Raw genomic sequence first — 19,693 nt, forward strand, 5'->3', positions numbered from 1 at the left:
ATAGCGCAACACTGGAGGGGAAATTGGATTCAAATGCACTGCGCGCGATCATAGAGCGGTACCCGCGGCTGAACCTTGCTCATCTGCCTACGCCTTTCGAGCGGATGGAGCGTCTTCAGGCCTGGCTAGGCGTCGACAATCTCTGGGTCAAACGGGACGACCTGACCGGCCTCGGCATGGGCGGAAACAAGGTGCGGGCGCTCGAGTTCATTATCCCGGACGCACTCGCATTGCAGGGCGATGTGTTGGTTACTGCCGGTGTCATACAGTCCAATTCTGTCCGGCAGGTCGCTGCCGCTGCAGCGAAACATGGATTTGGGTGTCATTTCGGCATGATAGTAGATCGCGTTTCCGAGATTGATCGCGACTACAAACAAAGCGGCAACCTTCTGCTCGACTACCTTTATGGGGCGACTCACGAGGTGATGAGCTTTCGTGACGACCGCTCTCGCAGGCTCAGCGAGATTGCTGCGCGCCTGTCTACCGAGGGGCGCAAACCATATGTGGTGCCTTACGGATGCGCGAACCGACTGGGTGCTATGGGATACCTTAATGCAGCTCTCGAGGTTGCTATCCAGGCTGAGGCTTCGGATGTGCGGCTTACCCATGTTGTCCACGCTAGCGGCACGGGCGGTACGCAAGCCGGGCTGATTGCAGGTTTCGCAGCGCTTGGTTTGGACATCGAGGTAATCGGTGTTGATATTGATGCGGAACCCGAGGGTGTCCATCGGCGAGTTGCGACTATTTTGCGCGAACTTGCGATTGAGATAGGTCTCGATTTCGCCTCGCTCGAAAGACGTATCATCGTTGAGCCGAACTACTCAGCTGGGGCCTACGGAGTGGCGGAAGCACGAACGGTCGAGGCGATAGAAATCGCAGCAAAGTACGAGGGAATAATTGTTGATCCAGTCTATTCCGGAAAAGGTCTGGCGGGGTTGGTAGGACTAGTTCGGCAAAAGCGCTTTACCAAAGACGACAGAGTTCTCTTTTTTCACACTGGAGGATCACCTGCTATTTATGCGTATCGCTCCCTGTTTCCGGAGTTCACATGAAGTCCGTCGAGATAGAATCCAGTGTTTTCTTCGCCAACTCACTTCAGATTCGTGTTGTGCAATCGGTTTCGATCGTCGGGGCGGCTAGTGCTGGTCTCTTGGTCGCGGACGGGGGGGCGTGGTGGTCGGGAGGGGCTGCGGGATTGTTTTTACTCTGCTTTATCTCGACCGTGCTGCTACGACTCGATGTCCGGCGAAGTTCGATCGCGTTTCGAGTTGGCCCTTTCACGTGCGGGGTCGATCCGCGGCAAATCGCTCTTATCCAAACGATTGAATGCGAGGAAGCCTCATTCATTGATATTCAGCAGTTCGATGGACGCTGCCTTCTGATCCCCTGCGCGATGTTCAGCAAGAATCGAATAAGCCTAATGCTCACTAGGGCAGAAGAAGCTTCAAATGGTGCACACAAATGGCCGTAAAACGCGACGACATTCGAATTGATGAACCGCGAGAGATGTCGCCGTCTCGCAAGCGACATCTAAGTGTGGACGCCGATACCCATCCAACCGCAACAACATTTGCCACAGAGCGACTCCGCAAGGCCATCCTCAATGGTGAACTCAAAGCGGGCGATCGATTGCAGCAGCATTCTCTCGCCGCAAGCCTCGGTCTGAGTCATGTGCCGCTTCGGGAAGCATTCCAGCGGCTCGAATTCGAGGGGTTCATCGCGATAAACCCGCGGCGTGGCGCCTTTGTGGTCCCGCTAACCGCGAGGGATGCGGCCGAAATCTATGAGTTGCGCGCAAATCTCGAAGCTGCGGCACTATACGCGTCAGTATTACAAATCTCAGCGGAACAAATTCTTGTTGCGACTGAAATTTGTCAAGAAGCGGACCGCACACAGGATAATATTGGATACGGGGAGTTGAACTGGCAGTTTCACCGGGCGCTTTACGCAGCCTGCGACCGACCGCGCACGATGCACTTGATTGAAACGCTTTGGCAAAATGCCCGTCGTTATTCGATGCTCCTTCGCTATCGAGCGCCGTACATTCGAAAGTCCCAAAGAGAACATTGGGACATCTTGGAAGCGGTGCGAAATAGAAACGTCGACTTGGCCGTCAAACTATTGCGGTCGCACATCGAAGCGGGTTCTGCACGTATTGTCGGTCTTCTTGAAAAGTAATGACCGGCCATCTGTAATTGTGAGGTCAAATGCTGACACGAGAACAACACGAACGCGCTGCATGTATTCTTGTTGATGCCGATAAAGCGCATCGTCAGGCAACTCAGCTCTCGACAACATTCCCAGAAATCACGATCGAAGACTCGTATTTGATTTCTAGTCTTGTTCACACGAGACGCGTCGAGGCAGGTGCGAAGCTAATCGGTCATAAGATAGGCCTGACTTCGAAAGCGATGCAGGCTTCGTCGCAGATCGAAGAACCCGACTTCGGATATCTGCTCGATTCCATGTTACTCGAGGACGGGGCCAAGGTTAAATTCGCGGATTTCTGCGTGCCTCGCGTTGAACTCGAACTGGCATTCGTGCTCTCGAAGCCTTTGGCGGGGCCAGGAATCGGGTTGCTCGATGTCTTGCGGGCGACCGAGTATGTCGTGCCGTCAATTGAGATTATTGACGCCCGTGTTCTGAATCCGCGGCGCATCACTGACACCGTGGCAGACAATGGTGCTGCTGCTGGCATCGTTATAGGTGGTCGTCCGGTAGGCCCGGCCGAAGTCGACCTGCGATGGGTCGGCGGAATTATGTATCGCAACGGCGAAATCGAAGAGACTGGTTTGGCCGCGGGCGTGCTTGGACATCCGGCGCGAGCGATAGCTTGGCTCGCTAATAAGGTCGGTCGTTTCGGGACTGTTCTGCAACCTGGCCACATTATGTTGTCGGGGTCCTTCATTCGCCCTGTCTTCGCACAGAAGGGCGATACGCTACAGGGTGATTTCGGCCCCCTTGGGTCGGTCGCGGTTCAGTTCGTTTAGCGGAGGGCTGGCTATGAAGATGCCGGTAAATGGGTTCAAAGCGCGGCTAACTGCAGGCCCGGTGCAAATTGGATTCTGGACAAGCTTATGCAGTGCCACAGGCGTTGAGGTGCTTGGTCAAACGGGTTTCGACTGGCTCCTGATCGATACCGAGCACGCTCCGAATGAGTTGTCGGACGTGTTGAGCCATCTCCGAGCAAGTTCGCTAGGGGATTCGGCCTTGGTCGTAAGGCCAGCTTGGAACGACGCCGTACTGATAAAACGAATTCTGGACATTGGCGCAGCCAACCTCTTGATCCCGTTCATCCAGAATGAAACCGAAGCGGCCGCAGCCGTTAAGGCGACCCGCTATCCACCTGTCGGCACTCGTGGCGTGACCGGTAGCGCCAGGGCCTCTAACTATGGCAAATTTGAGGACTACTTCGCGCGCGCGAACGAGGAAATTTGTGTCATGGTGCAGGTCGAAACGCGTTCTGCCCTCGATAAGCTCACGGACATCGCAAGCGTGGAGGGCGTTGACGGAGTGTTTCTCGGACCGTCGGATCTTGCCGCATCATTCGGTCACCTCGGACTGCCTCAGAACGGGGATGTGCAGAGCGCACTTCGAGACGCAGTACGCCGCCTCCAGGATCTGGGAAAGCCCGCGGGCATTCTCACAACAAACCGAGAAGAAGCGGAGCGTTATATCGAGTGGGGCTACCGGTTTGTCGCGGTCGGAACAGACATCAATCTTCTGTCTCGCGAGGCGACCCGTCTAAGGGAGTGCTTCCGATAAACAACTTTGTCAGACAGATAGTCTATCGGAAAAATATTATAATATATCTAATATAACGTATGGGCGACAATAGGGAGAGTGAAATGGGCGTTTTTTTGAAGTCTCTAGCGGGCTTGGCTTTGGCATCGGCCTTTCTCGGTGCCATAGCCATATCGGCATTTGCGCAAACGACTGTGTCAACTGGACCCGGAAACAGCCCGATTTTAAAGCGGATCGCGGATCGGGGTTCTGTCGCGATAGGTCACAGGGAGGCATCGACACCGTTCTCATTCCTAAACTCGGAGCTGAAGGTCGAGGGATATTCGATCGATTTCTGTTTGAGAATTGTGGATGCAATCAAGGCGCAGTTGGGTCGCTCGGACCTGAAGGTTCAGTATGTACCTGTGAATGTCACCAGCCGAATCCCCCTGGTCGCAAATGGTACCGTGGACCTCGAATGTGGCACGACAACGAATACTTTGCAGCGCCAGGAGCAAGTCGACTTCTCACCGATCATTTACGTCACCGGCGCGCAAATCCTCGTGCCCTCGTCAAGTACAATCGCTGATTATGAAGGCTTGGCAGGCAAGAAGGTTGCCATGCTCCAGGGGTCGACGACGGAATCTAGACTTCGCGCGCTGAGCGAGAAAGAAGATCTTCGCATCGAGTTTTTGTTCGTGCGCGACAATGCGGAAGCTGTCCTGTTGGTGCAGTCGGGCCGGGCGGATGGGTTTGTAACGGACGGCGCACTGCTCAAGATCTTCGCCGCAACGAGGGCTAAGCCGGCAGGGTCGCTGAAAGTTGTCGGGCGCCTGCTTACATACGAACCTTACGGCGTAGTGATGCAGCGAGGGGACGCCGACTTTTCGCTTCTGGTCCGCAAAGCATTCGCTGAAATTTTCAGGTCAGGCGATGCGGATAGAATTTTTGAGAAGTGGTTTGGGACCTACGACATCAAGCTTGATGACCAGTCAAGGGCGGCGTTCAACCTTCAGGCGATACCACGCTGAGCGAACAATTTCTTAACGAGAGCGAGCCGCCGTGAATTACCGCTGGAACTGGGGCATAGTAATTACGGAACCATACTTGGGATGGCTTGTCTCGGGCTTGACTTGGACGCTCTTGGTGGCGGGCGCGGCCTTCTGCATTGCCATGCTAATGGGAGTGTTCGTGGGAATTATGCGAACGCTCCCTTCACGCACCGCTCGAATGGTGGGCGCAACCTATGTGGAAATTTTTCGAAACATTCCGCTGCTTCTGCAGTTGTTCCTTTGGTATTTCGTACTACCCGAAGTAGTGCCGGACAGTGTCGGCCGCTTTCTTAAGCGCGACATGCCAATGCCGGAATATTGGACCGCTGTGGTCGGGCTTGGATTATTCTCGGCGTCGCGTATAGGGGAGCAAGTTCGAGCAGGGATCGAGGCCGTCGGCCGCGGTCAAGCGATGGCGACTGCCGCCAGCGGACTGTCTCGTTTCCAGTCGTATCGCTATGTGCTGATTCCCTTGGCCGCTCGGAATATTCTTCCGCCCATGACCTCGGAGTTCTTGAGCCTGATCAAGAACTCATCTCTCGCACTAACGATTGGCGTTTTGGAACTGACGGGGCAAAGCCGACAAATCGAAAGTATAACTTTCCAAGGAATCGAGGCCTTTACCGCAGCCACTGCCATTTATTCAAGCCTTACCTTGATTGTAGTCGCTCTAATGAGAAGAGTTGAGATTGCTGTGGCTATCCCCGGAACTGTGGGTCATGGGTGAAATGGGATCCCTCGATCAGAACGTCATCGTTCAGTCCGCCCCGTTCCTGTGGGAGGGCATGAAAACGAGCTTTCTCCTTCTTGTTCTGGCAATGGCAGGAGGAATAGTCCTCGGAACCGCTATCGCGGTTGTTCGCCTTCTCGCGCCTCAGCCGATTGCAGTAATCGCGGCTGGGTATGTGAACGGCCTACGATCGCTTCCGCTCATCATGGTGATCTTCTGGTTCTATTTCTTGATGCCCCTGGTTGTGGGTCGTCCGGTCGGAGCATTCGCATCTGCTTTGATAGCGTTCGTCCTGTTCGAAGCAGCATATTACAGCGAGATCATACGCGCCGGAATTCAAGGAATATCGAAGGGGCAGGTATCGGCCGCCACGGCGTCGGGTATGACCCAGCTTCAGGTATATTGTTACGTCGTGCTGCCGCAAGCATTTCAAAGAATGATCCCAATCCTCCTGACCCAAGGGATCGTCCTATTCCAGGACACGTCGCTCGTTTACGTCGTCGGGCTGCACGACTTCATGACTGCCGTCACCGTGATAGCCAATCGCGAGGCTGCACTCGTGGAGCTGTATGTTTTCGCGGCCATTATCTACTTCGCGATAAGTTTTTCGGCGTCCCGCGCCGTAAGCCTGTTACGGCAGCGAACTGCCGCCACACGAGAACGCCAATGAGTTTTGCATCCAAAGACGCATCTTTGGCGTCCCTCTGCTGGTGAAGAACGAGATCCGATGAAACCGACGATAATGATTGACAAGGTCAGCAAGTCTTACGGCTCGTTGGAGGTCTTGAGGGAGTGCTCAACAGCGGTGCGCAAAGGCGAAGTCGTTGTGGTCTGTGGACCGTCCGGTTCTGGAAAATCGACACTGATCAAATGCGTCAATGGATTGGAAACGGTGAACCGCGGCGCAATCGAGGTGGACGGTGTATTGGTCACCGATAGGCGAACCGATTTGACGAAATTGCGCGCACGCATTGGCATGGTATTCCAGCACTTTGAGCTTTATCCGCATCTCACCGTCGAGCAGAACGTTACCTTGGCTCCAATGAAAGTTCTTGGTCGTTCGAAGGACCAGGCGCAGGAAAAGGCCCACCTGCTCCTTGAACGAGTGGGATTATTTGACAAGGTCGATCGGTTTCCAGGTCAGTTGTCAGGAGGGCAGCAGCAGCGGGTAGCAATTGCACGCGCATTAGCGATGGATCCGATTGCAATGCTCTTCGACGAGCCTACGTCGGCTCTTGATCCGGAGATGATAAACGAGGTGCTCGAAGTAATGACCGGTTTGGCCGCTGATGGGATGACAATGATGGTCGTAACACACGAAATGGGCTTCGCCCGGAAAGTTGCGCATAGGGTCGTCTTTATGGACCAAGGTGAAATTGTCGAAGATGCAAATAAGGCCGATTTTTTTGCCAATGCTAGGAGCGAGCGGGCACAGCAATTCCTGTCAAAGATCCTATCCCACTGAAATAGCTTTGGGAGACCTGAATGTTCAAGCCTAAGGCGTAAGGTGGGCCTAGCGCACGCTAGCGCGCAGGAACCGCACCCTGGCAAGGATATTTGCTCGGGCTGGGGAAGATGCGAACTGTGGATTCCCGCTCGCTTCCAAATGCCACGCTGGCGCCACAAAGCGGCTCGCGTGATCCGGTCCGCGCCGAAGCACAAGGTCTTGGCCGGGCCCTGGACCTCGTGCAGTTACCTGGGACAGGCGTCCAGCCGTCGGAGTTCATTCGCCCTGCGGGGAGGTGCTTCATCAAATCGAATCCTGTCCGTCCAGAATGGGCGTCTCTCCATCGCCTTTTGTCTCACCGTAGTTTCGCTGTTCCTTCGAGTGCCCCTGGAGCCATCGCGGGAGACGGCTCAAAATCTTCAGGACCGTGTAGATGACGCTTCTCGACCTCACGTTCAGAGACTTCGTTGACGCACTCGAAACGGCCCATGATGCGGATGGCCTCAAAGCTGCCGCTGATCGGTTCGCTGTGCGCTTAGATTTCAAATGGTTCGCTTATCTCGGGTTTGCGGAACCAACACGCAAGGTGCTGTCATCGTATCCAAGTTCATGGGCTCGGCAGTACCTCAATCAGCGATATGAGGACATTGACCCGGTCGTCATGACAGCCAGATCATCGCAACGGCTGTTTCAATGGGATCGTCGAACGCTGCGATCGCCCACAGTTTCCCAGCAGCTATTCTTCACCGAGGCCGCCAAATTCGGCATTCACAGTGGCGTGACTGTTCCGATAAGGGGAGGCTTCGGTCGCTTTGCAGCGTTCACTCTCGCAGGCAATATGGACGCAGGTGTCGACGTTCGCTCAACCAATTTGATGGATAACCTGCAACTTGCAGGGCTCTACTATCATGCTCACGTTTATGCGAAACTCCAGCTGGGTCTCACGCGGCTGGCTGATGCACCACTCACTCAACGGGAGCAGCAGTGCCTGTCCTGGGCGGCACGCGGCAAGAAGATGCCGGAAACAGCGAAAATTCTTGGCATCACCACGCGAACAGTCGTTTTCCATCTCGAGAATGCGCGGTCGAAGTTGAACGCATCCACGGTCGCTCAAGCCGTAGCTGAGGCTTCTCGCCGAGGCCTGGTCTTGTCCTGACGACCACTCGCCTTGACGATCACTCGATCCTGCTTCCCAGCTGGGGCAGCTGGCGCAGTATCACCCTGGTTCACTGTTGCGGGCCATCTCCGAATTCGGCGCCTGCTGAGTACAGCCGTCATTGCCAGTCAGCCAAATACACGCTGCGGCGTCCTTTTTTACTTACCCTGTAATATTCTACAGCTACGTGGACCGGCTCGCTGTGCTCTTTTGTCCTGCAAACAAGGAGCCATGCCATGCGCGTAATTCAAGTGTCTTACCCCAATTACTCTGAACTTCCAGATTTGATCGCCGGCATGCACCGACTGCGCTATCGTGTTTTTCGGGATCGTCTCAATTGGGACGTTTCGGTTTCAGGCGATATGGAAATCGACGCTTTCGACACGCTTAAGCCGACATACATCATAGCTGCCGACAAGAGCGGCTCGGTGGTCGGCTGCGCGAGGCTGCTGCCGACGACCGGGCCGACGATGCTGGCAAATACATTTGCCGCGCTACTCGGGTCGAACCGCCCTCCGCGAAGCGACAAGATATTCGAAAGTTCGCGCTTCTGTGTTGACACCAGCTCGGCTGCCAGTGTCGGCGCAACTGGTCTTCGCGACGCGACGTTCAGTCTGCTTGCCGGGATTCTCGAATGGGGGCTCCGGGAGGGCCAAGACTCGGTGGTCACCGTAACTGACGTTCGATTTGAGCGCATTCTGAGGCGCGCCGGGTGGCCGTTGGAACGCTTTTCTCCACCTACCCCAATTGGCGACACGAAAGCACTTGCTGGCCATCTGCCGATCTCTGAACCCGCGTTGAATAACGTGCGCGAAATGGGTCAGCTCCAAGGGCCCGTGCTCATGGTTGGCCACGCTCCGTTAGCGGCGGCGTGATCTTGGCCGTTGCAAGTCGATAATGTCCATCGAATTGCGCCACCTCCGCTACGCTGTTGCGGCCGCACACTACGGCAGCTTCCGCAGTGCGGCGGAGGCGCTTGGCGTCAAGCAGTCGTCTCTTAGCCGTAGCATTCGCCAGATGGAGGATCGCCTGGGCGTTACGGTGTTTGAGCGATCGAGCAGCGGCGTACGACTGACAGTCGCCGGCACTGAAATTCTGCGCACTTCCCGCCATTTGGTTGATGGACTGGAGCACATGGTCGCCTCGGCGAAGGCCGTGGGCCGAGGAGAGGCCGGCCGGTTGGCCATCGGTTTCTACACCTCGCTGTCGGCGGGTAATTTGTGCGCAAGCCTTATGGAACTAGCGCGACGATTGCCGCAACTGGAAATCCGCGTTGTGGAGGCAGCACGAACGAACCTCTTCGCGGGCTTGGAGCATGGCCAGCTCGACATTGCCATCATGACTGGCGAACCCGCCGTTCGCGAAAGGGGAACAATGGCCTTGTGGAGCGAACGCATCATGGTCGCGCTGCCGACGAGCCACTCGCTGGCGGCGAACGAGATCGTCTATTGGACCGACCTTAGATGCGAAACTTTCCTGCTAAGCCAGCGCGACCCCGGACCGGAACTGAGGAATATCTTATTGGCGAAACTGGCTTCGCCCCGCGTCCAGCCCAAGGTTGCCAACCAGGACGTCAGTCGCGAAAGCCTAATGGGTCTCGTCGGGGCTGGTTTTGGGATTAGCCTGATCTCTGAAGCTGGTATCGGTGCCAGTCACGCCCGCGTTGTCTATCGCGATCTGCAGGACGGCAATGGCCCGAGCCGGATCAGTTACGCTGCCTATTGGCAGAGTGACAACGACAATCCGGCTCTGCTGGCCTTTCGCAGGCTCTTGGAAGAGCGCTATCCCGCGCCTTCGAGCTAGATTTACCGCAAGCGCCGCGCCTTTGCGAATCCCCGATCCGTCGCCATGAAGCGCTCGATCATCGGCACGATCAGCCTGGTCGGTTCGCTGACGGACTGGCCAGTCTCCCGGCCGAGAATCTCGGCATAGGCAATGAGGTCGCGATGCAGGGTGGCCGGAAGTTCGATGGAGATCTTGACCGGCTTGTCGTCGGCAATGGCCCCAAGTTTCAGCTTCGCCATGGATCACCCTCCATAGGGTTCGAGGACGAGGTCGCGGGTGACGATCACGCGTACCGGGAAGCCAGGCCGGATCGTTAGCGTCGGCGCGACGCTGAGTTGTCGGCGTACGATCTGCTGGCCGGCGTCGTTAATCGTGTCCTGGGCGCCGTTCTGGATGGCTTGGACAAGCTTGTCCTCATCGTCGGTCGCTAGTTCCGCTCCGACGCTGAGCAGCGTTGATAGGCCGGCCGCCTTGGCGAGATCCCACCAGTGATAGTCGACGCCGTCCTCGAGACCGGCATAGCCCTCGGCGTCGGTGCCGGGTTGCCGCTCCAGAACGATAGACCTGCCATTCGGCATGATGATGCGGATCCAGACCAGTAGTACGCGGCGCTGACCGAAGCCGACGCTGTTGTCGTATTGGCCGATCAGCCGCGCGCCCTGCGGGATGATGAGGATGCGTCCGGTGGGACTATCATAGACGTTCTCGGTCACCTGAGCGGCGATCTGGCCGGGCAAGTCGGAGCGGATGCCGGTGATGAGGGCCGCCGCGATGATCGATCCGGCCTGCAGGACGTAGCGCGAGGCCGGCGCTGCAATGCGATCGGGGCTGACCGTGCGCCGGTCGACCGGCGCGTTGAGGAAGGCGGCCTGCCGTTCCTGTGCGGTGGGTGTGGCAGGCTCTGGCGCGAGGCCAAGGCCCGCCAGCGTTGCCGGCTCCATCGCCGGCGTATTGCCCGGCGCGGGCGCCGGCGTGGCCGCTACGGACCGCGTTTCCGTGCCGGCGAACAGCCGGCTGGTGCGCGCGGCTTCGATTTCCTGGAGCCGGTGCTGTTCCTCGGCGCTGACCCCTTGGACGGGCTGACCACGGTTCTGGGAGTTGAGTATCGGACGCCCCAGATCTCCTGGAAGTGGCGGCCCCAATTGTGGAACATTGGGCTGCGGCACCCCGGAATAGTCGTGCGGCAGTCCGGCGAGTCCATCCGCCGTGGTACTGTTGTCGGTTGAGTACAGTTCCTCGTTGCCGGGCCCGCTATGACGTGTTTGCAGCGCGTAAATCAGCGCGCCGCCAATGCCGAGGCTGGCGACCAGGCTGATCCCTGCGAGGACACGCCTAGACAAGCGGGTGACACGCGGTGCCTCGCCACGCAGGCGCATGGGCGCTGGATCAGGCGCTTCGCCACCGACCGGCGGCCGTCCATCCTCTTCCCGGTCCTCCCTCATGACGCGGGCCTTCCGTCGCTGCGCACGATGCGGACGCGCTGCTGCTTGCGGCCGCTGCCGAAACGCAGTTCGGCGGCGGCGAACATCCTGTCGACGATCATGTGATTGCCGCGGACGCGATAGTTCACGAGTTCGGAGGTGTCGCCCTCGGGGCCGACGATGAACAGGGGCGGCATTTCACCCTGGCCGATGCCGCGCGGGAATTCGATGAAGACCTGGCGGCCGTCGTCAAAGGCGCGGAGTGGTCGCCACGGCGCGCGGTCACCTTCGATCGAATAACGGAAGTTAATCGACGCGAGGTCGACGCCGGTGGCGACGGGCTGGGCGGACTCGGCTCGAGCGTTCTGCCGGCGCAGTGCGATGAGCTGGTCCTGCGGATATTGCCAGGATACGGATGCCATGTAGGTGCCGGTCGTCGAGCGCAGTTCCATATGGTACGTGCGCCGATCGGTATTGATGACGAGATTCGTCGTCAGGTCCGCACGGGTGGGCTTGACGAGGATGTGGATCTGGCGTGTTGCGCCCGAGCCGCTTTCGGTATCGCCAATCACCCAGCGCACCGTGTCTCCGGCGGCGACTGGACCGGAGCCGACGAGTTGCTCGCCAGGCTGCAGTGCGACGTCGGTGATCTGTCCGACCGCGGTATAGACTTGATAGAGCGCGCCCTGCGTAAAGGGATAGACCTGCATCGCATTGATAAAGCCGTCACGAACAGGCTGCATGCGCGCCGCGGCGTTGGCCTGATTGACTCGGGCGGTGGGCTCGCCCGGTTCCTGCGTTTGACGTGTTTCCTTGACCGGCTTCAACTGGCCCGGCAAGGGCAGGGGACGGGGAACTTCAACGACCTGGACCGGCGCCGGCGGCGCGGGCGCTAACACTGCTGGCTGCGGATCGTCGTAGGAAATCTGCGGCGGCTTTTTGGTGGCGCAGCCACCAAGCGCCGTTGCGGAGAGCAGCAGGAGCGGAAACACGGATTTACGGAAGTGAGGAAATCCGGCTTTCCGGGGTTCCGGTCTCACGGCGCTATGGGGATAAAGTATCATTGGCCCAGTTCCTTCGACCAGTTGATGGCGTTGACGAAGACGCCGAGAGGGTTCTTGCGCAGCCGCTCAGTGTCGCGCGGCGGCTGGATCACGACCGTGATGATCGCAGTCCAGCGCTCAGTGGATGCGAGCGAACCGTCCTCGTAGCGCCGTTCCACCCAGGCGACGCGGAAGCTATCCGGAGAGGCGCGTATGACGCTCGACACCTCGACGGCGATCTGCTGTTTGCCGACCTTGGAGAAAGGTTCGTTGGCGCGGGCGTAGTCGTTGAGCGCCAGCGCGCCGCGGTCGGTCGTGAAGTCGTAGGCCCTGAGCCAGTTCTGGCGAACGATGATCGCGTCGGCTGGGATCGAGCGGACCTGTTCGATGAAGCGGGCCAGGTGCCACGCGATCTGCGGATCGGTCGGGCGGTAATCGGCTACGGCCGGTTCGACGGCTTGTGCCTGTCCGATCCGGTCAACCTGCACGACCCACGGCACTACCGTCCCACGCGCCGATTGCCAAACCAGCGCTGCAGCGAAGCCACCGGCGAGCACCAGTGAGCCAAAGGCCATCAAGCGCCAGTTCTTCGCCTGGACACGCGCCGAGCCGATCCGGTCATCCCAGACCTGCGCGGCCTTTTGGTACGGGGTCTCGGGTTCGGGTGTCTTGCCGTAGTGGGTGGAGGGTCGTTTGAACATCAGCGGTCCCCTTCGGAGAGATTGACGGATGAGCCGCCGCCATGGGCGTCGCCCGATCGGACGGCGTGGCTGATAGCCGAGACCCCATGGCTGACAGTCTGGGAGCGCTTCATGCTCTTAGCCCAGGCGGGCGGTGTCGAGGAGCCGGGGGAGATGGACGGATCGTTCGCGGCCTCAGCCGTGCTGCCGACCGAGCCCATGGTCGAAGAACGCCCAGTCGCCTCGAACGCGGAATCCGCGCCACTGGAGAAGCTCTGCGCCATGCTGTCGGCAGTGCGGGACGTGGAGCGTCTGAGCGGCGATGTGGCGGCGCTGGCTCCGGCGCGCACGACGCCGCCGAGGCCCGAGGCAACGCGGGCTGCGCCCGTCTGGCCCGCGGAAGCGAGGCTGTAGGACGTCGCGGCGCCGCCGGCGAGCGCGGCGCCGCCGCGCGCCGCAGCTGAGGCACCACCTGCCACAGCGCCGAAACCCCCTGCGCCCGTTCCAAGGGCAGCACCGCCTGCCATCACCAAGCCGCCAGCAGCGAGACCCGTGCCGACAGCGGCGCCGGCGCCAACTTGGGGGCCGCCCGAGACGAGGCCATTGGCGATGCCCGGACCGAAGATACCAAGGCCGAGCAGCGCGAGCGCGGCAAGCACGATCGCCATGGCGTCGTCGATTGTGGGTGTTGCCCCCACGAAACCAGTTGTGAATTCGGAAAAGAGTGTCGAGCCAATCCCGATGATGACGGCGAGCACCAGCACCTTGATACCGGAGGAGATGACATTGCCGAGTACCCGCTCGGCCATAAAGGCGGACTTTCCGAAAAGGCCGAAGGGGATCAGCACGAAGCCCGCCAGCGTGGTCAGCTTGAACTCGATAAGGGTGACGAAGAGCTGGATCGCCAGGATGAAGAAGGCGAAGAGCACCAGCGCCCAGGCGAGAAACATGCAGGCGATCTGGATGAAGTTCTCGAAGAACGACCAGTAGCCCATCAGGCCGGAGATGGAGTCGAGCAGCGGCCGGCCGGCGTCCAAACCTGTCTGGGCGACCTTGCCGGGGCGCAGAAGATCCGCGGTCGAAAAGCCGGTGCCGGACGCTTTGAGGCCGAGGCCGGCGAAGCTCTCGAAGACGATGCGGGCGAGATTGTTCCAGTTTCCGATGATGTAGGCGAACACGCCGATGAAAAGCGTCTTCTTGACAAGGCGGGCGATGATGTCGTCGTTGGCGCCCCACGACCAGAACAGGGCGGCCAGCATCACGTCGATCACAATCAGCGTGGTGGCGATGAAGGCCACCTCGCCACCGAGCAGGCCGAAGCCGGAATCGATGTAGCGGGTGAAGACTTCGAGAAAGTGATCGATGACGCCGGTGCCACCCATGACCCTATCGGGCCTCCGGCCGATCGATCGCCGGCGGCGCGGGGGCCAGGAAGCGGCGGCGGTTCTCAGCCCAGATGCGTAGGCATGCCGGATCGCGCGTGCCCGCTTCGCCAAGCTCGCGGCACCGGATCAGCTCGCCGCGCAACGGATCGGCGCTGCCGGCCTCCCGTGGGCCGACTGAGGGGATCGCGGAGCGATCTTCCTTCCGGGTCAGCTCGAGCGCGGTCGCCACCACGGCGACCGTGACGAACACGATCGCGCCCAGCCGGGCGAGCATCTTTCCGTCCATGACTTTGCCTCAGTCGCCGTTCTGGAACATGCGGGCGTTGCCCGGCTGGTAGCCGGCGCCAGGCGTCAGGAAGCGGCGGCGCTGCTCGCGGCCCTGTTCGGCGGCCGCGGCCTGCTCTGACGATTGAAGCGCCTGCGCCCGGCCATTCGCGGCGACCACGGCGGTCAGGTCGGCCAGCTGCTGCGCCTGGAGGCCGAGAAGCTGGTTGCCGGCCTGCGCCGCCTGCAGCGCTCCGGTGGCGCCCTGGCTCTGCCCGATGAGCGCGGACATCTGGGTCCGGTTGGTGTCGATGTTGCCGACGACGCCGGCTTGCACGCGCATGGCGTCCTGGAGGCCGTCGACGGTGTTCTGCCAACGCTCGCGAGCTCCCGTGATCATCTCCTGGTCCGAATCAGAGAGCGCGGCGCTGCCGTAGGTCGTCTGGAACGCCTGGTCGATCTGCTGGACGTCGAAAGCAATGTTCTGCGCCTCGGAAAGGAGTTGCTGCGTCTTTTGGACAGACTGCTGCAGCTGCTGGAGCGAGGAGAAAGGCAGGCTGGCGAGGTTGCGGGCCTGGTTGATCAGCATCTGCGCCTCGTTCTGGAGCGAGGTGATCTGGTTGGTGATCTGCTCCAGTGCTCTGGCGGCCTGAAGGACATTCTGCCCATAATTCGTTGGATCGAAGACGATGAGCGCGTAGGCCGATGTCGTGAGCATCGGCGATAGCACAATGGGCGCGGTCACCAGGGCCGCCGCGAGGCGCGCAATGCTGGAAGGGGAACTCTTAATCATGGTTGGGTTGTCTCCTGGTTTTGAGGACTGAGGTTCGTGAGATCGGGGATGAGGTCGGCCGCCCACGCGACGCCATGTGCCCGAAGCCAAGCGGGCACGAAGCCATCACGACCGGCCTCAGCGAGGACGCGTTCGATCGCGGCCTGGTCGGACTTGGACGAGGTGGCGGTGAAGGCGAGCGCCACGTCACCGAGCCCAAGTTCGAACAGGCGGTTGCCGCGACGGCTCTGGCAGTAGTAGTCGCGCTTCGGGGTTGCCCGCGCGAGAATCTCGATCTGCCGATCGTTGAGGCCGAAGCGCCGATAGATCGCCGTGATTTGCGGCTCAATCGCACGCTCGTTCGGCAACAGCAGTCGCGTCTGGCAGCTCTCGATGATGGCGGGCGCGATCGGGCTGCGGTCGATGTCGGAGAGCGACTGCGTTGCGAACACGACGCTGGCATTCTTCTTGCGCAGCGTCTTCAGCCATTCGCGGAGCTGGCCGGCAAACCCCTCGTCGTCGAGAGCGAGCCAGCCTTCATCAACGATCAGCAGCGTTGGCCGACCGTCGAGGCGGTCCTCGATGCGATGGAACAGATAGGAGAGCACGGCCGCCGCCGCGCCCGTGCCGATCAGTCCTTCAGTCTCAAAGGCCTGGACGGACGCCTCGCCGAGCCGCTCCGTCTCGGCGTCGAGCAGCCGGCCGTATGGACCGCCGACACAATAGGGTCGAAGGGCCTGCTTCAGGGACGATGATTGCAACAGGACGGAGAAGCCCGTCAGCGTGCGCTCCGCCACCGGGGCCGACGCGAGCGAGGTCAGCGCCGACCAGAGATGCTCTTTCGCTTCCGGCGTAATGGCGACGCTCTCGCGCATAAGGATCGCCACAATCCAGTCCGCGGCCCAGGCGCGCTCGCGCGTGTCATGGATACGCGCGAGCGGCTGGAGCGAGACGGACGCCGCGGCGCCCTCGGTCAGGTCGCCACCCAGGTCATGCCAGTCGCCGCCCATGGCGAGCGCCGCAGCGCGGATCGAGCCGCCGAAGTCGAAGGCGAAGACTTGGGCTTGGCTGTAGCGCCGGAACTGCAAGGACATCAGCGCCAGCAGCACCGATTTGCCGGCGCCGGTCGGACCGACGACGAGGGTGTGGCCGACATCGCCGACGTGGAGGGAAAACCGGAACGGGGTCGAACCTTCGGTCCTGCCGAAGAGCAGGGGGGGCGCTGCAAAATGTTCGTCCCGTTCCGGCCCCGCCCACACCGCCGAGAGCGGGATCATGTGGGCGAGATTGAGTGTGGAGATTGGCGGCTGCCGGACGTTTGCGTAGACTTGGCCGGGCAAGCTGCCGAGCCAAGCGTCGACCGCGTTGATCGTCTCGGCCATCGCGGTGAAGTCGCGGCCCTGGATGACCTTCTCGACAAGGCGCAGCTTCTCGTCGGCGATGCGTGGATCCTCGTCCCAGACGGTGACGGTCGCTGTGACATAGGCTTGCCCGATCAGGTCGGAGCCCAGTTCCTGGAGCGCGAGATCGGCGTCGGCTGCCTTGTTGGCCGCGTCGCTGTCGACGAGCGTCGACGTCTCGTTGGTCATCACCTCCTTGAGGATCGCGGCGATCGACTTGCGCTTGGCGAACCACTGCCGGCGAATCCTGGTGAGGAGCTTCGTCGCATCGGTCTTGTCGAGCATGATCGCGCGGGTCGACCAGCGATACGGAAAGGCGAGCCGATTTAGTTCGTCGAGAACGCCAGGTGTCGTCGAGGTCGGGAACCCGACGATGGTGAGAATGCGCAGGTGTGAGTTGCCGAGCCGTGGCTCGAGGCCGCCGGTTAGCGGCTCGTCCGCCAGCAGCGCGTCGAGATACATCGGGATCTCGGGCAGGCGCACGCGATGGCGCTTCGTCGAGACCGTCGAGTGGAGGAATGTCAGCGTGTCGGCATCATCGAGCCATGCGCATTCGGGCATGAAGCCCTCGACGAGTTGGAGCACCCGATCGGTGCGATCGACGAAGCCGCGCAGGATGGCGCGGGCGTCGACGCCGCCTCGCGCCTTACCCTCATAGAGCCAGCTCTCGGCGCGCGCGGCGTCCTCGGCCGGCGGCAGATAAAGGAAGGTCAGGTAGTAGCTGGACTCATAGTGCGCGTCTTCTTCTTCGAAGTCGGCTTTGCGTTCGGCGTCCACGAGGGCGGATGCCGCGTCGGGGAACCGGCTCTCGGGATAGCGTTGCGCCGGCAGCCGGGCGGCTTCGACGAAGATCGCCCAGCCGGAGCCGAGCCGGCGGAAAGCATTGTTGAGACGGCTGGCGACGGCGACCAGTTCGGCCGGCACCGACGATTCAAGATCCGGCCCGCGAAAGCGCGCGGTCCTCTGGAAGGAACCATCCTTGTTGAGGACAACGCCTTCCCCAACCAGCGCTGCCCAAGGCAGGAAGTCGGCCAGGCCGGAAGAGGCGCGGCGATATTCGGCAAGGTTCATCATGACGGGTTTCCTGATCCTTGCCTCAGACGTTCAAGTGGGCGGGGATGCGCAAATGCCGGCGCACCACATCGACGAACATCGGGTCGCGCTTGGCGGCCCAGACGGCAGCGAAATGGCCGATCGCCCAGAGCAACAGGCCGACCAGCCAGAGCCGCAGGCCAAGGCCGAGTGCCGCCGCCAGCGTGCCGTTCAGGATGGCGATCGAGCGTGGCGCGCCGCCGAGAAGGATGTGGTCGGTCAGCGCGCGGTGAACCGGGGCTGTGAAGCCCGGAACTTCGCCACTGTGGTCGAGGGCGCCACTCATCAGATCAGCGCCCCGCCGCCAAACGAGAAGAACGACAGGAAGAAGGAACTGGCCGCGAACGCGATACTCAGTCCGAACACGATCTGGATCAGCCTGCGGAAGCCGCCCGAGGTGTCGCCGAAGGCCAGCGTCAGGCCGGTGACGATGATGATGATCACCGCAACGATCTTGGCGACCGGCCCCTCGATGGATTCGAGGATCGATTGCAACGGGGCTTCCCAAGGCATGGAGGAGCCGGCCGCATAGGCAGATGGCGCCAGAAGAAAAGTGACGTAGGTGACGAAGGCGGCGGTTACGATGTGACGGTGGAAATTTGGGGCGTGACGGATCATGGACGATCTCCTTGGGGCTCGAGCGTTGCTGGAGTGATGACGTAGTCGCCGGTCTGGCCGAGGCCCTCGACGCGGGCGAGTTCGGCGAGACGGCGGTGCGAGCCGCGACCGGAAAGCACGGCCACCAGGTCGATGGTTTCGGCGATCAGCGCCCGCGGCACGGTGATGACGACTTCTTGAATGAGCTGATCCATCCGGCGGAGCGCGCCTAGGGCGGTTCCGGCGTGAATGGTGCCGATGCCGCCGGGATGTCCCGTGCCCCACGCCTTCAAGAGACCTAGCGCCTCGGCGCCGCGGACCTCGCCGATGGGAATGCGATCGGGCCGCAAGCGAAGCGATGAGCGCACCAGGTCGGAAAGCGAGGCGACGCCGTCCTTGGTGCGCAGCGCGACGAGGTTGGGCGCGGCACATTGCAATTCGCGCGTATCCTCGATCAGCACGACGCGATCAGAGGTCTTGGCGACCTCGGCCAGCAGCGCGTTGGTGAGCGTGGTCTTGCCGGTCGAGGTGCCGCCGGCGACGAGGATGTTCTTGCGGGCCGCAACGGCCGCGCACAGCAGTTCGGCCTGGTCGGCGGTCATGACGCCGCTGTCCACATAGTCGCCGAGGGTGAAGACGGCAACGGCGGGCTTGCGGATCGCGAAGGCCGGAGCCGCGACGACGGGCGGCAGAAGGCCTTCAAACCGCTCCCCCGTTTCGGGCAGCTCGGCCGAGACGCGCGGGCTACCGGAATGGACCTCCGCGCCGACGTGGTGGGCGACGAGGCGGACGATGCGCTCGCCGTCGGCGGGCGACAGCCGCTCGCCCGCATCAGCGAGCCCGTGGGAAAGACGGTCGACCCAGACCCGCCCGTCGGGGTTGAGCATCACCTCGACTATTTCGGGGTCTTCCAGAAATCTGGCTATGGCTGATCCAAGGGCCGTGCGCAGCATGCGAGCGCCACGGCTGAACGCCTCAGACTGCTGGTAGGAAATCGCCATGTCGTCCCCTTTTGCCAAAGGACCGCAGCGGCGGTTCTGGCTCGGGGATGATTAGAAGAGACAAGGATCGAGCCTTTGCAACAACTACAATGCAGCGTCGTGGTGTAGCGTATGAATACAGGCAAACGACGAGGGGCCGGATGCC

The 19,693-nt window shown here is 60.7% G+C and carries 23 protein-coding genes; 12 read left to right on the forward strand and 11 right to left on the reverse strand.

The window, feature by feature from the left end:
* Positions 1 to 23 precede the first annotated feature (23 nt).
* The 12 genes from ABID19_RS14415 to ABID19_RS14470 all read left to right on the forward strand — a co-directional run bounded on the left by ABID19_RS14415 (position 24) and on the right by ABID19_RS14470 (position 9,911).
* Positions 24 to 1,052 (forward strand): D-cysteine desulfhydrase family protein, encoded by a 1,029-nt coding sequence (locus tag ABID19_RS14415; protein WP_354491412.1) that lies wholly within the window; start codon positions 24 to 26, stop codon positions 1,050 to 1,052.
* Positions 1,049 to 1,471: a hypothetical protein gene (locus tag ABID19_RS14420; RefSeq protein WP_354491414.1), complete on the forward strand. Its 423-nt coding sequence runs from the start codon at positions 1,049 to 1,051 to the stop codon at positions 1,469 to 1,471. Before ABID19_RS14415 ends, ABID19_RS14420 begins: the two co-directional genes overlap by 4 nt.
* Positions 1,462 to 2,178, forward strand: coding sequence for a GntR family transcriptional regulator (locus ABID19_RS14425; protein ID WP_354491416.1), 717 nt, complete (start codon positions 1,462 to 1,464; stop codon positions 2,176 to 2,178). The genes ABID19_RS14420 and ABID19_RS14425 overlap by 10 nt, the downstream gene beginning before the upstream one ends.
* A 29-nt stretch (positions 2,179 to 2,207) precedes the next feature.
* A complete protein-coding gene (locus ABID19_RS14430; protein WP_354491417.1) occupies positions 2,208 to 2,990 on the forward strand; it encodes a fumarylacetoacetate hydrolase family protein in 783 nt (260 codons plus the stop codon).
* Positions 2,991 to 3,003: 13 nt separating this feature from the next.
* Positions 3,004 to 3,765, forward strand: a complete 762-nt coding sequence (locus ABID19_RS14435; RefSeq protein ID WP_354491419.1) for an HpcH/HpaI aldolase family protein — start codon at positions 3,004 to 3,006, stop codon at positions 3,763 to 3,765.
* Positions 3,766 to 3,848: 83 nt separating this feature from the next.
* A complete protein-coding gene (locus ABID19_RS14440) occupies positions 3,849 to 4,754 on the forward strand; it encodes an amino acid ABC transporter substrate-binding protein (protein WP_354491421.1) in 906 nt (301 codons plus the stop codon).
* A 31-nt stretch (positions 4,755 to 4,785) separates the two neighbouring features.
* Positions 4,786 to 5,502, forward strand: a complete 717-nt coding sequence (locus tag ABID19_RS14445; protein ID WP_354491423.1) for an amino acid ABC transporter permease — start codon at positions 4,786 to 4,788, stop codon at positions 5,500 to 5,502.
* Positions 5,495 to 6,175: an amino acid ABC transporter permease gene (locus ABID19_RS14450; RefSeq protein ID WP_435528723.1), complete on the forward strand. Its 681-nt coding sequence runs from the start codon at positions 5,495 to 5,497 to the stop codon at positions 6,173 to 6,175. The genes ABID19_RS14445 and ABID19_RS14450 overlap by 8 nt, the downstream gene beginning before the upstream one ends.
* A gap of 57 nt (positions 6,176 to 6,232) precedes the next feature.
* Positions 6,233 to 6,970 carry an amino acid ABC transporter ATP-binding protein gene (locus ABID19_RS14455; RefSeq protein WP_354491425.1) on the forward strand — a complete coding sequence of 246 codons (738 nt, stop codon included), beginning with the start codon at positions 6,233 to 6,235 and terminating at the stop codon, positions 6,968 to 6,970.
* 415 nt (positions 6,971 to 7,385) lie between these two features.
* Positions 7,386 to 8,108, forward strand: coding sequence for a LuxR family transcriptional regulator (locus tag ABID19_RS14460; protein ID WP_354491426.1), 723 nt, complete (start codon positions 7,386 to 7,388; stop codon positions 8,106 to 8,108).
* Between the two features lie 236 nt (positions 8,109 to 8,344).
* Positions 8,345 to 8,983: an acyl-homoserine-lactone synthase gene (locus ABID19_RS14465; protein ID WP_354491428.1), complete on the forward strand. Its 639-nt coding sequence runs from the start codon at positions 8,345 to 8,347 to the stop codon at positions 8,981 to 8,983.
* 22 nt (positions 8,984 to 9,005) lie between these two features.
* On the forward strand, positions 9,006 to 9,911 hold the full coding sequence (locus ABID19_RS14470) for a LysR family transcriptional regulator (protein ID WP_354491429.1): 906 nt from the start codon (positions 9,006 to 9,008) through the stop codon (positions 9,909 to 9,911).
* A 2-nt stretch (positions 9,912 to 9,913) separates the two neighbouring features.
* On the opposite strand, the gene ABID19_RS14475 is transcribed toward ABID19_RS14470, so the two are convergent.
* The 11 genes from ABID19_RS14475 to trbB are packed head-to-tail and all read right to left on the reverse strand — an operon-like array spanning position 9,914 to position 19,548.
* On the reverse strand, positions 9,914 to 10,132 hold the full coding sequence (locus tag ABID19_RS14475) for a DUF2274 domain-containing protein (RefSeq protein WP_354491431.1): 219 nt from the start codon (positions 10,130 to 10,132) through the stop codon (positions 9,914 to 9,916).
* Positions 10,133 to 10,135: 3 nt separating this feature from the next.
* Positions 10,136 to 11,335, reverse strand: coding sequence for a TraB/TrbI/VirB10 family type IV secretion system protein (locus ABID19_RS14480; protein ID WP_354491433.1), 1,200 nt, complete (start codon positions 11,333 to 11,335; stop codon positions 10,136 to 10,138).
* Positions 11,332 to 12,378, reverse strand: coding sequence for a P-type conjugative transfer protein TrbG (trbG, locus tag ABID19_RS14485; protein ID WP_354491435.1), 1,047 nt, complete (start codon positions 12,376 to 12,378; stop codon positions 11,332 to 11,334). Before trbG ends, ABID19_RS14480 begins: the two co-directional genes overlap by 4 nt.
* The gene (gene trbF / locus ABID19_RS14490; protein WP_354491437.1) at positions 12,375 to 13,058 is read right to left on the reverse strand and encodes a conjugal transfer protein TrbF; all 684 of its coding nucleotides are present in this window, start codon (positions 13,056 to 13,058) and stop codon (positions 12,375 to 12,377) included. The genes trbG and trbF overlap by 4 nt, the downstream gene beginning before the upstream one ends.
* Positions 13,058 to 14,419, reverse strand: a complete 1,362-nt coding sequence (trbL, locus tag ABID19_RS14495; protein ID WP_354491439.1) for a P-type conjugative transfer protein TrbL — start codon at positions 14,417 to 14,419, stop codon at positions 13,058 to 13,060. Before trbL ends, trbF begins: the two co-directional genes overlap by 1 nt.
* A 4-nt stretch (positions 14,420 to 14,423) precedes the next feature.
* Complete coding sequence (gene trbK-alt, locus ABID19_RS14500) at positions 14,424 to 14,708, reverse strand: putative entry exclusion protein TrbK-alt (protein WP_354491441.1); 285 nt, start codon at positions 14,706 to 14,708, stop codon at positions 14,424 to 14,426.
* A 9-nt stretch (positions 14,709 to 14,717) separates the two neighbouring features.
* Positions 14,718 to 15,479 (reverse strand): P-type conjugative transfer protein TrbJ, encoded by a 762-nt coding sequence (gene trbJ / locus ABID19_RS14505; protein WP_354491442.1) that lies wholly within the window; start codon positions 15,477 to 15,479, stop codon positions 14,718 to 14,720.
* Positions 15,476 to 17,932 (reverse strand): conjugal transfer protein TrbE, encoded by a 2,457-nt coding sequence (trbE, locus tag ABID19_RS14510; protein WP_354491443.1) that lies wholly within the window; start codon positions 17,930 to 17,932, stop codon positions 15,476 to 15,478. The genes trbJ and trbE overlap by 4 nt, the downstream gene beginning before the upstream one ends.
* A 22-nt stretch (positions 17,933 to 17,954) precedes the next feature.
* On the reverse strand, positions 17,955 to 18,236 hold the full coding sequence (locus tag ABID19_RS14515; protein WP_354491445.1) for a VirB3 family type IV secretion system protein: 282 nt from the start codon (positions 18,234 to 18,236) through the stop codon (positions 17,955 to 17,957).
* Complete coding sequence (locus ABID19_RS14520; RefSeq protein ID WP_354491447.1) at positions 18,236 to 18,568, reverse strand: TrbC/VirB2 family type IV secretion system protein; 333 nt, start codon at positions 18,566 to 18,568, stop codon at positions 18,236 to 18,238. Before ABID19_RS14520 ends, ABID19_RS14515 begins: the two co-directional genes overlap by 1 nt.
* Positions 18,565 to 19,548: a P-type conjugative transfer ATPase TrbB gene (trbB, locus tag ABID19_RS14525; protein WP_354491448.1), complete on the reverse strand. Its 984-nt coding sequence runs from the start codon at positions 19,546 to 19,548 to the stop codon at positions 18,565 to 18,567. The genes ABID19_RS14520 and trbB overlap by 4 nt, the downstream gene beginning before the upstream one ends.
* Positions 19,549 to 19,693: the final 145 nt, after the last annotated feature.

Origin of the sequence: Mesorhizobium robiniae (genome assembly GCF_040545535.1) — a bacterium.
Taxonomy (GTDB): domain Bacteria; phylum Pseudomonadota; class Alphaproteobacteria; order Rhizobiales; family Rhizobiaceae; genus Mesorhizobium; species Mesorhizobium robiniae.

Bases quoted from the DNA above. Each gene is read 5' to 3' on its own strand.
- ABID19_RS14420 (WP_354491414.1), top strand. From the start codon at position 1,049: ATGAAGTCCGTCGAGATAGAATCCAGTGTTTTCTTCGCCAACTCACTT.
- ABID19_RS14425 (WP_354491416.1), top strand. From the start codon at position 1,462: ATGGCCGTAAAACGCGACGACATTCGAATTGATGAACCGCGAGAGATG.
- ABID19_RS14430 (WP_354491417.1), top strand. From the start codon at position 2,208: ATGCTGACACGAGAACAACACGAACGCGCTGCATGTATTCTTGTTGAT.
- ABID19_RS14435 (WP_354491419.1), top strand. From the start codon at position 3,004: ATGAAGATGCCGGTAAATGGGTTCAAAGCGCGGCTAACTGCAGGCCCG.
- ABID19_RS14440 (WP_354491421.1), top strand. From the start codon at position 3,849: ATGGGCGTTTTTTTGAAGTCTCTAGCGGGCTTGGCTTTGGCATCGGCC.
- ABID19_RS14450 (WP_435528723.1), top strand. From the start codon at position 5,495: ATGGGTGAAATGGGATCCCTCGATCAGAACGTCATCGTTCAGTCCGCC.
- ABID19_RS14455 (WP_354491425.1), top strand. From the start codon at position 6,233: ATGAAACCGACGATAATGATTGACAAGGTCAGCAAGTCTTACGGCTCG.
- ABID19_RS14460 (WP_354491426.1), top strand. From the start codon at position 7,386: ATGACGCTTCTCGACCTCACGTTCAGAGACTTCGTTGACGCACTCGAA.
- ABID19_RS14465 (WP_354491428.1), top strand. From the start codon at position 8,345: ATGCGCGTAATTCAAGTGTCTTACCCCAATTACTCTGAACTTCCAGAT.
- ABID19_RS14470 (WP_354491429.1), top strand. From the start codon at position 9,006: ATGTCCATCGAATTGCGCCACCTCCGCTACGCTGTTGCGGCCGCACAC.
- ABID19_RS14475 (WP_354491431.1), bottom strand. From the start codon at position 10,132: ATGGCGAAGCTGAAACTTGGGGCCATTGCCGACGACAAGCCGGTCAAG.
- ABID19_RS14480 (WP_354491433.1), bottom strand. From the start codon at position 11,335: ATGAGGGAGGACCGGGAAGAGGATGGACGGCCGCCGGTCGGTGGCGAA.
- trbG (WP_354491435.1), bottom strand. From the start codon at position 12,378: ATGATACTTTATCCCCATAGCGCCGTGAGACCGGAACCCCGGAAAGCC.
- trbF (WP_354491437.1), bottom strand. From the start codon at position 13,058: ATGTTCAAACGACCCTCCACCCACTACGGCAAGACACCCGAACCCGAG.
- trbL (WP_354491439.1), bottom strand. From the start codon at position 14,419: ATGGGTGGCACCGGCGTCATCGATCACTTTCTCGAAGTCTTCACCCGC.
- trbK-alt (WP_354491441.1), bottom strand. From the start codon at position 14,708: ATGGACGGAAAGATGCTCGCCCGGCTGGGCGCGATCGTGTTCGTCACG.
- trbJ (WP_354491442.1), bottom strand. From the start codon at position 15,479: ATGATTAAGAGTTCCCCTTCCAGCATTGCGCGCCTCGCGGCGGCCCTG.
- trbE (WP_354491443.1), bottom strand. From the start codon at position 17,932: ATGATGAACCTTGCCGAATATCGCCGCGCCTCTTCCGGCCTGGCCGAC.
- ABID19_RS14515 (WP_354491445.1), bottom strand. From the start codon at position 18,236: ATGAGTGGCGCCCTCGACCACAGTGGCGAAGTTCCGGGCTTCACAGCC.
- ABID19_RS14520 (WP_354491447.1), bottom strand. From the start codon at position 18,568: ATGATCCGTCACGCCCCAAATTTCCACCGTCACATCGTAACCGCCGCC.
- trbB (WP_354491448.1), bottom strand. From the start codon at position 19,548: ATGGCGATTTCCTACCAGCAGTCTGAGGCGTTCAGCCGTGGCGCTCGC.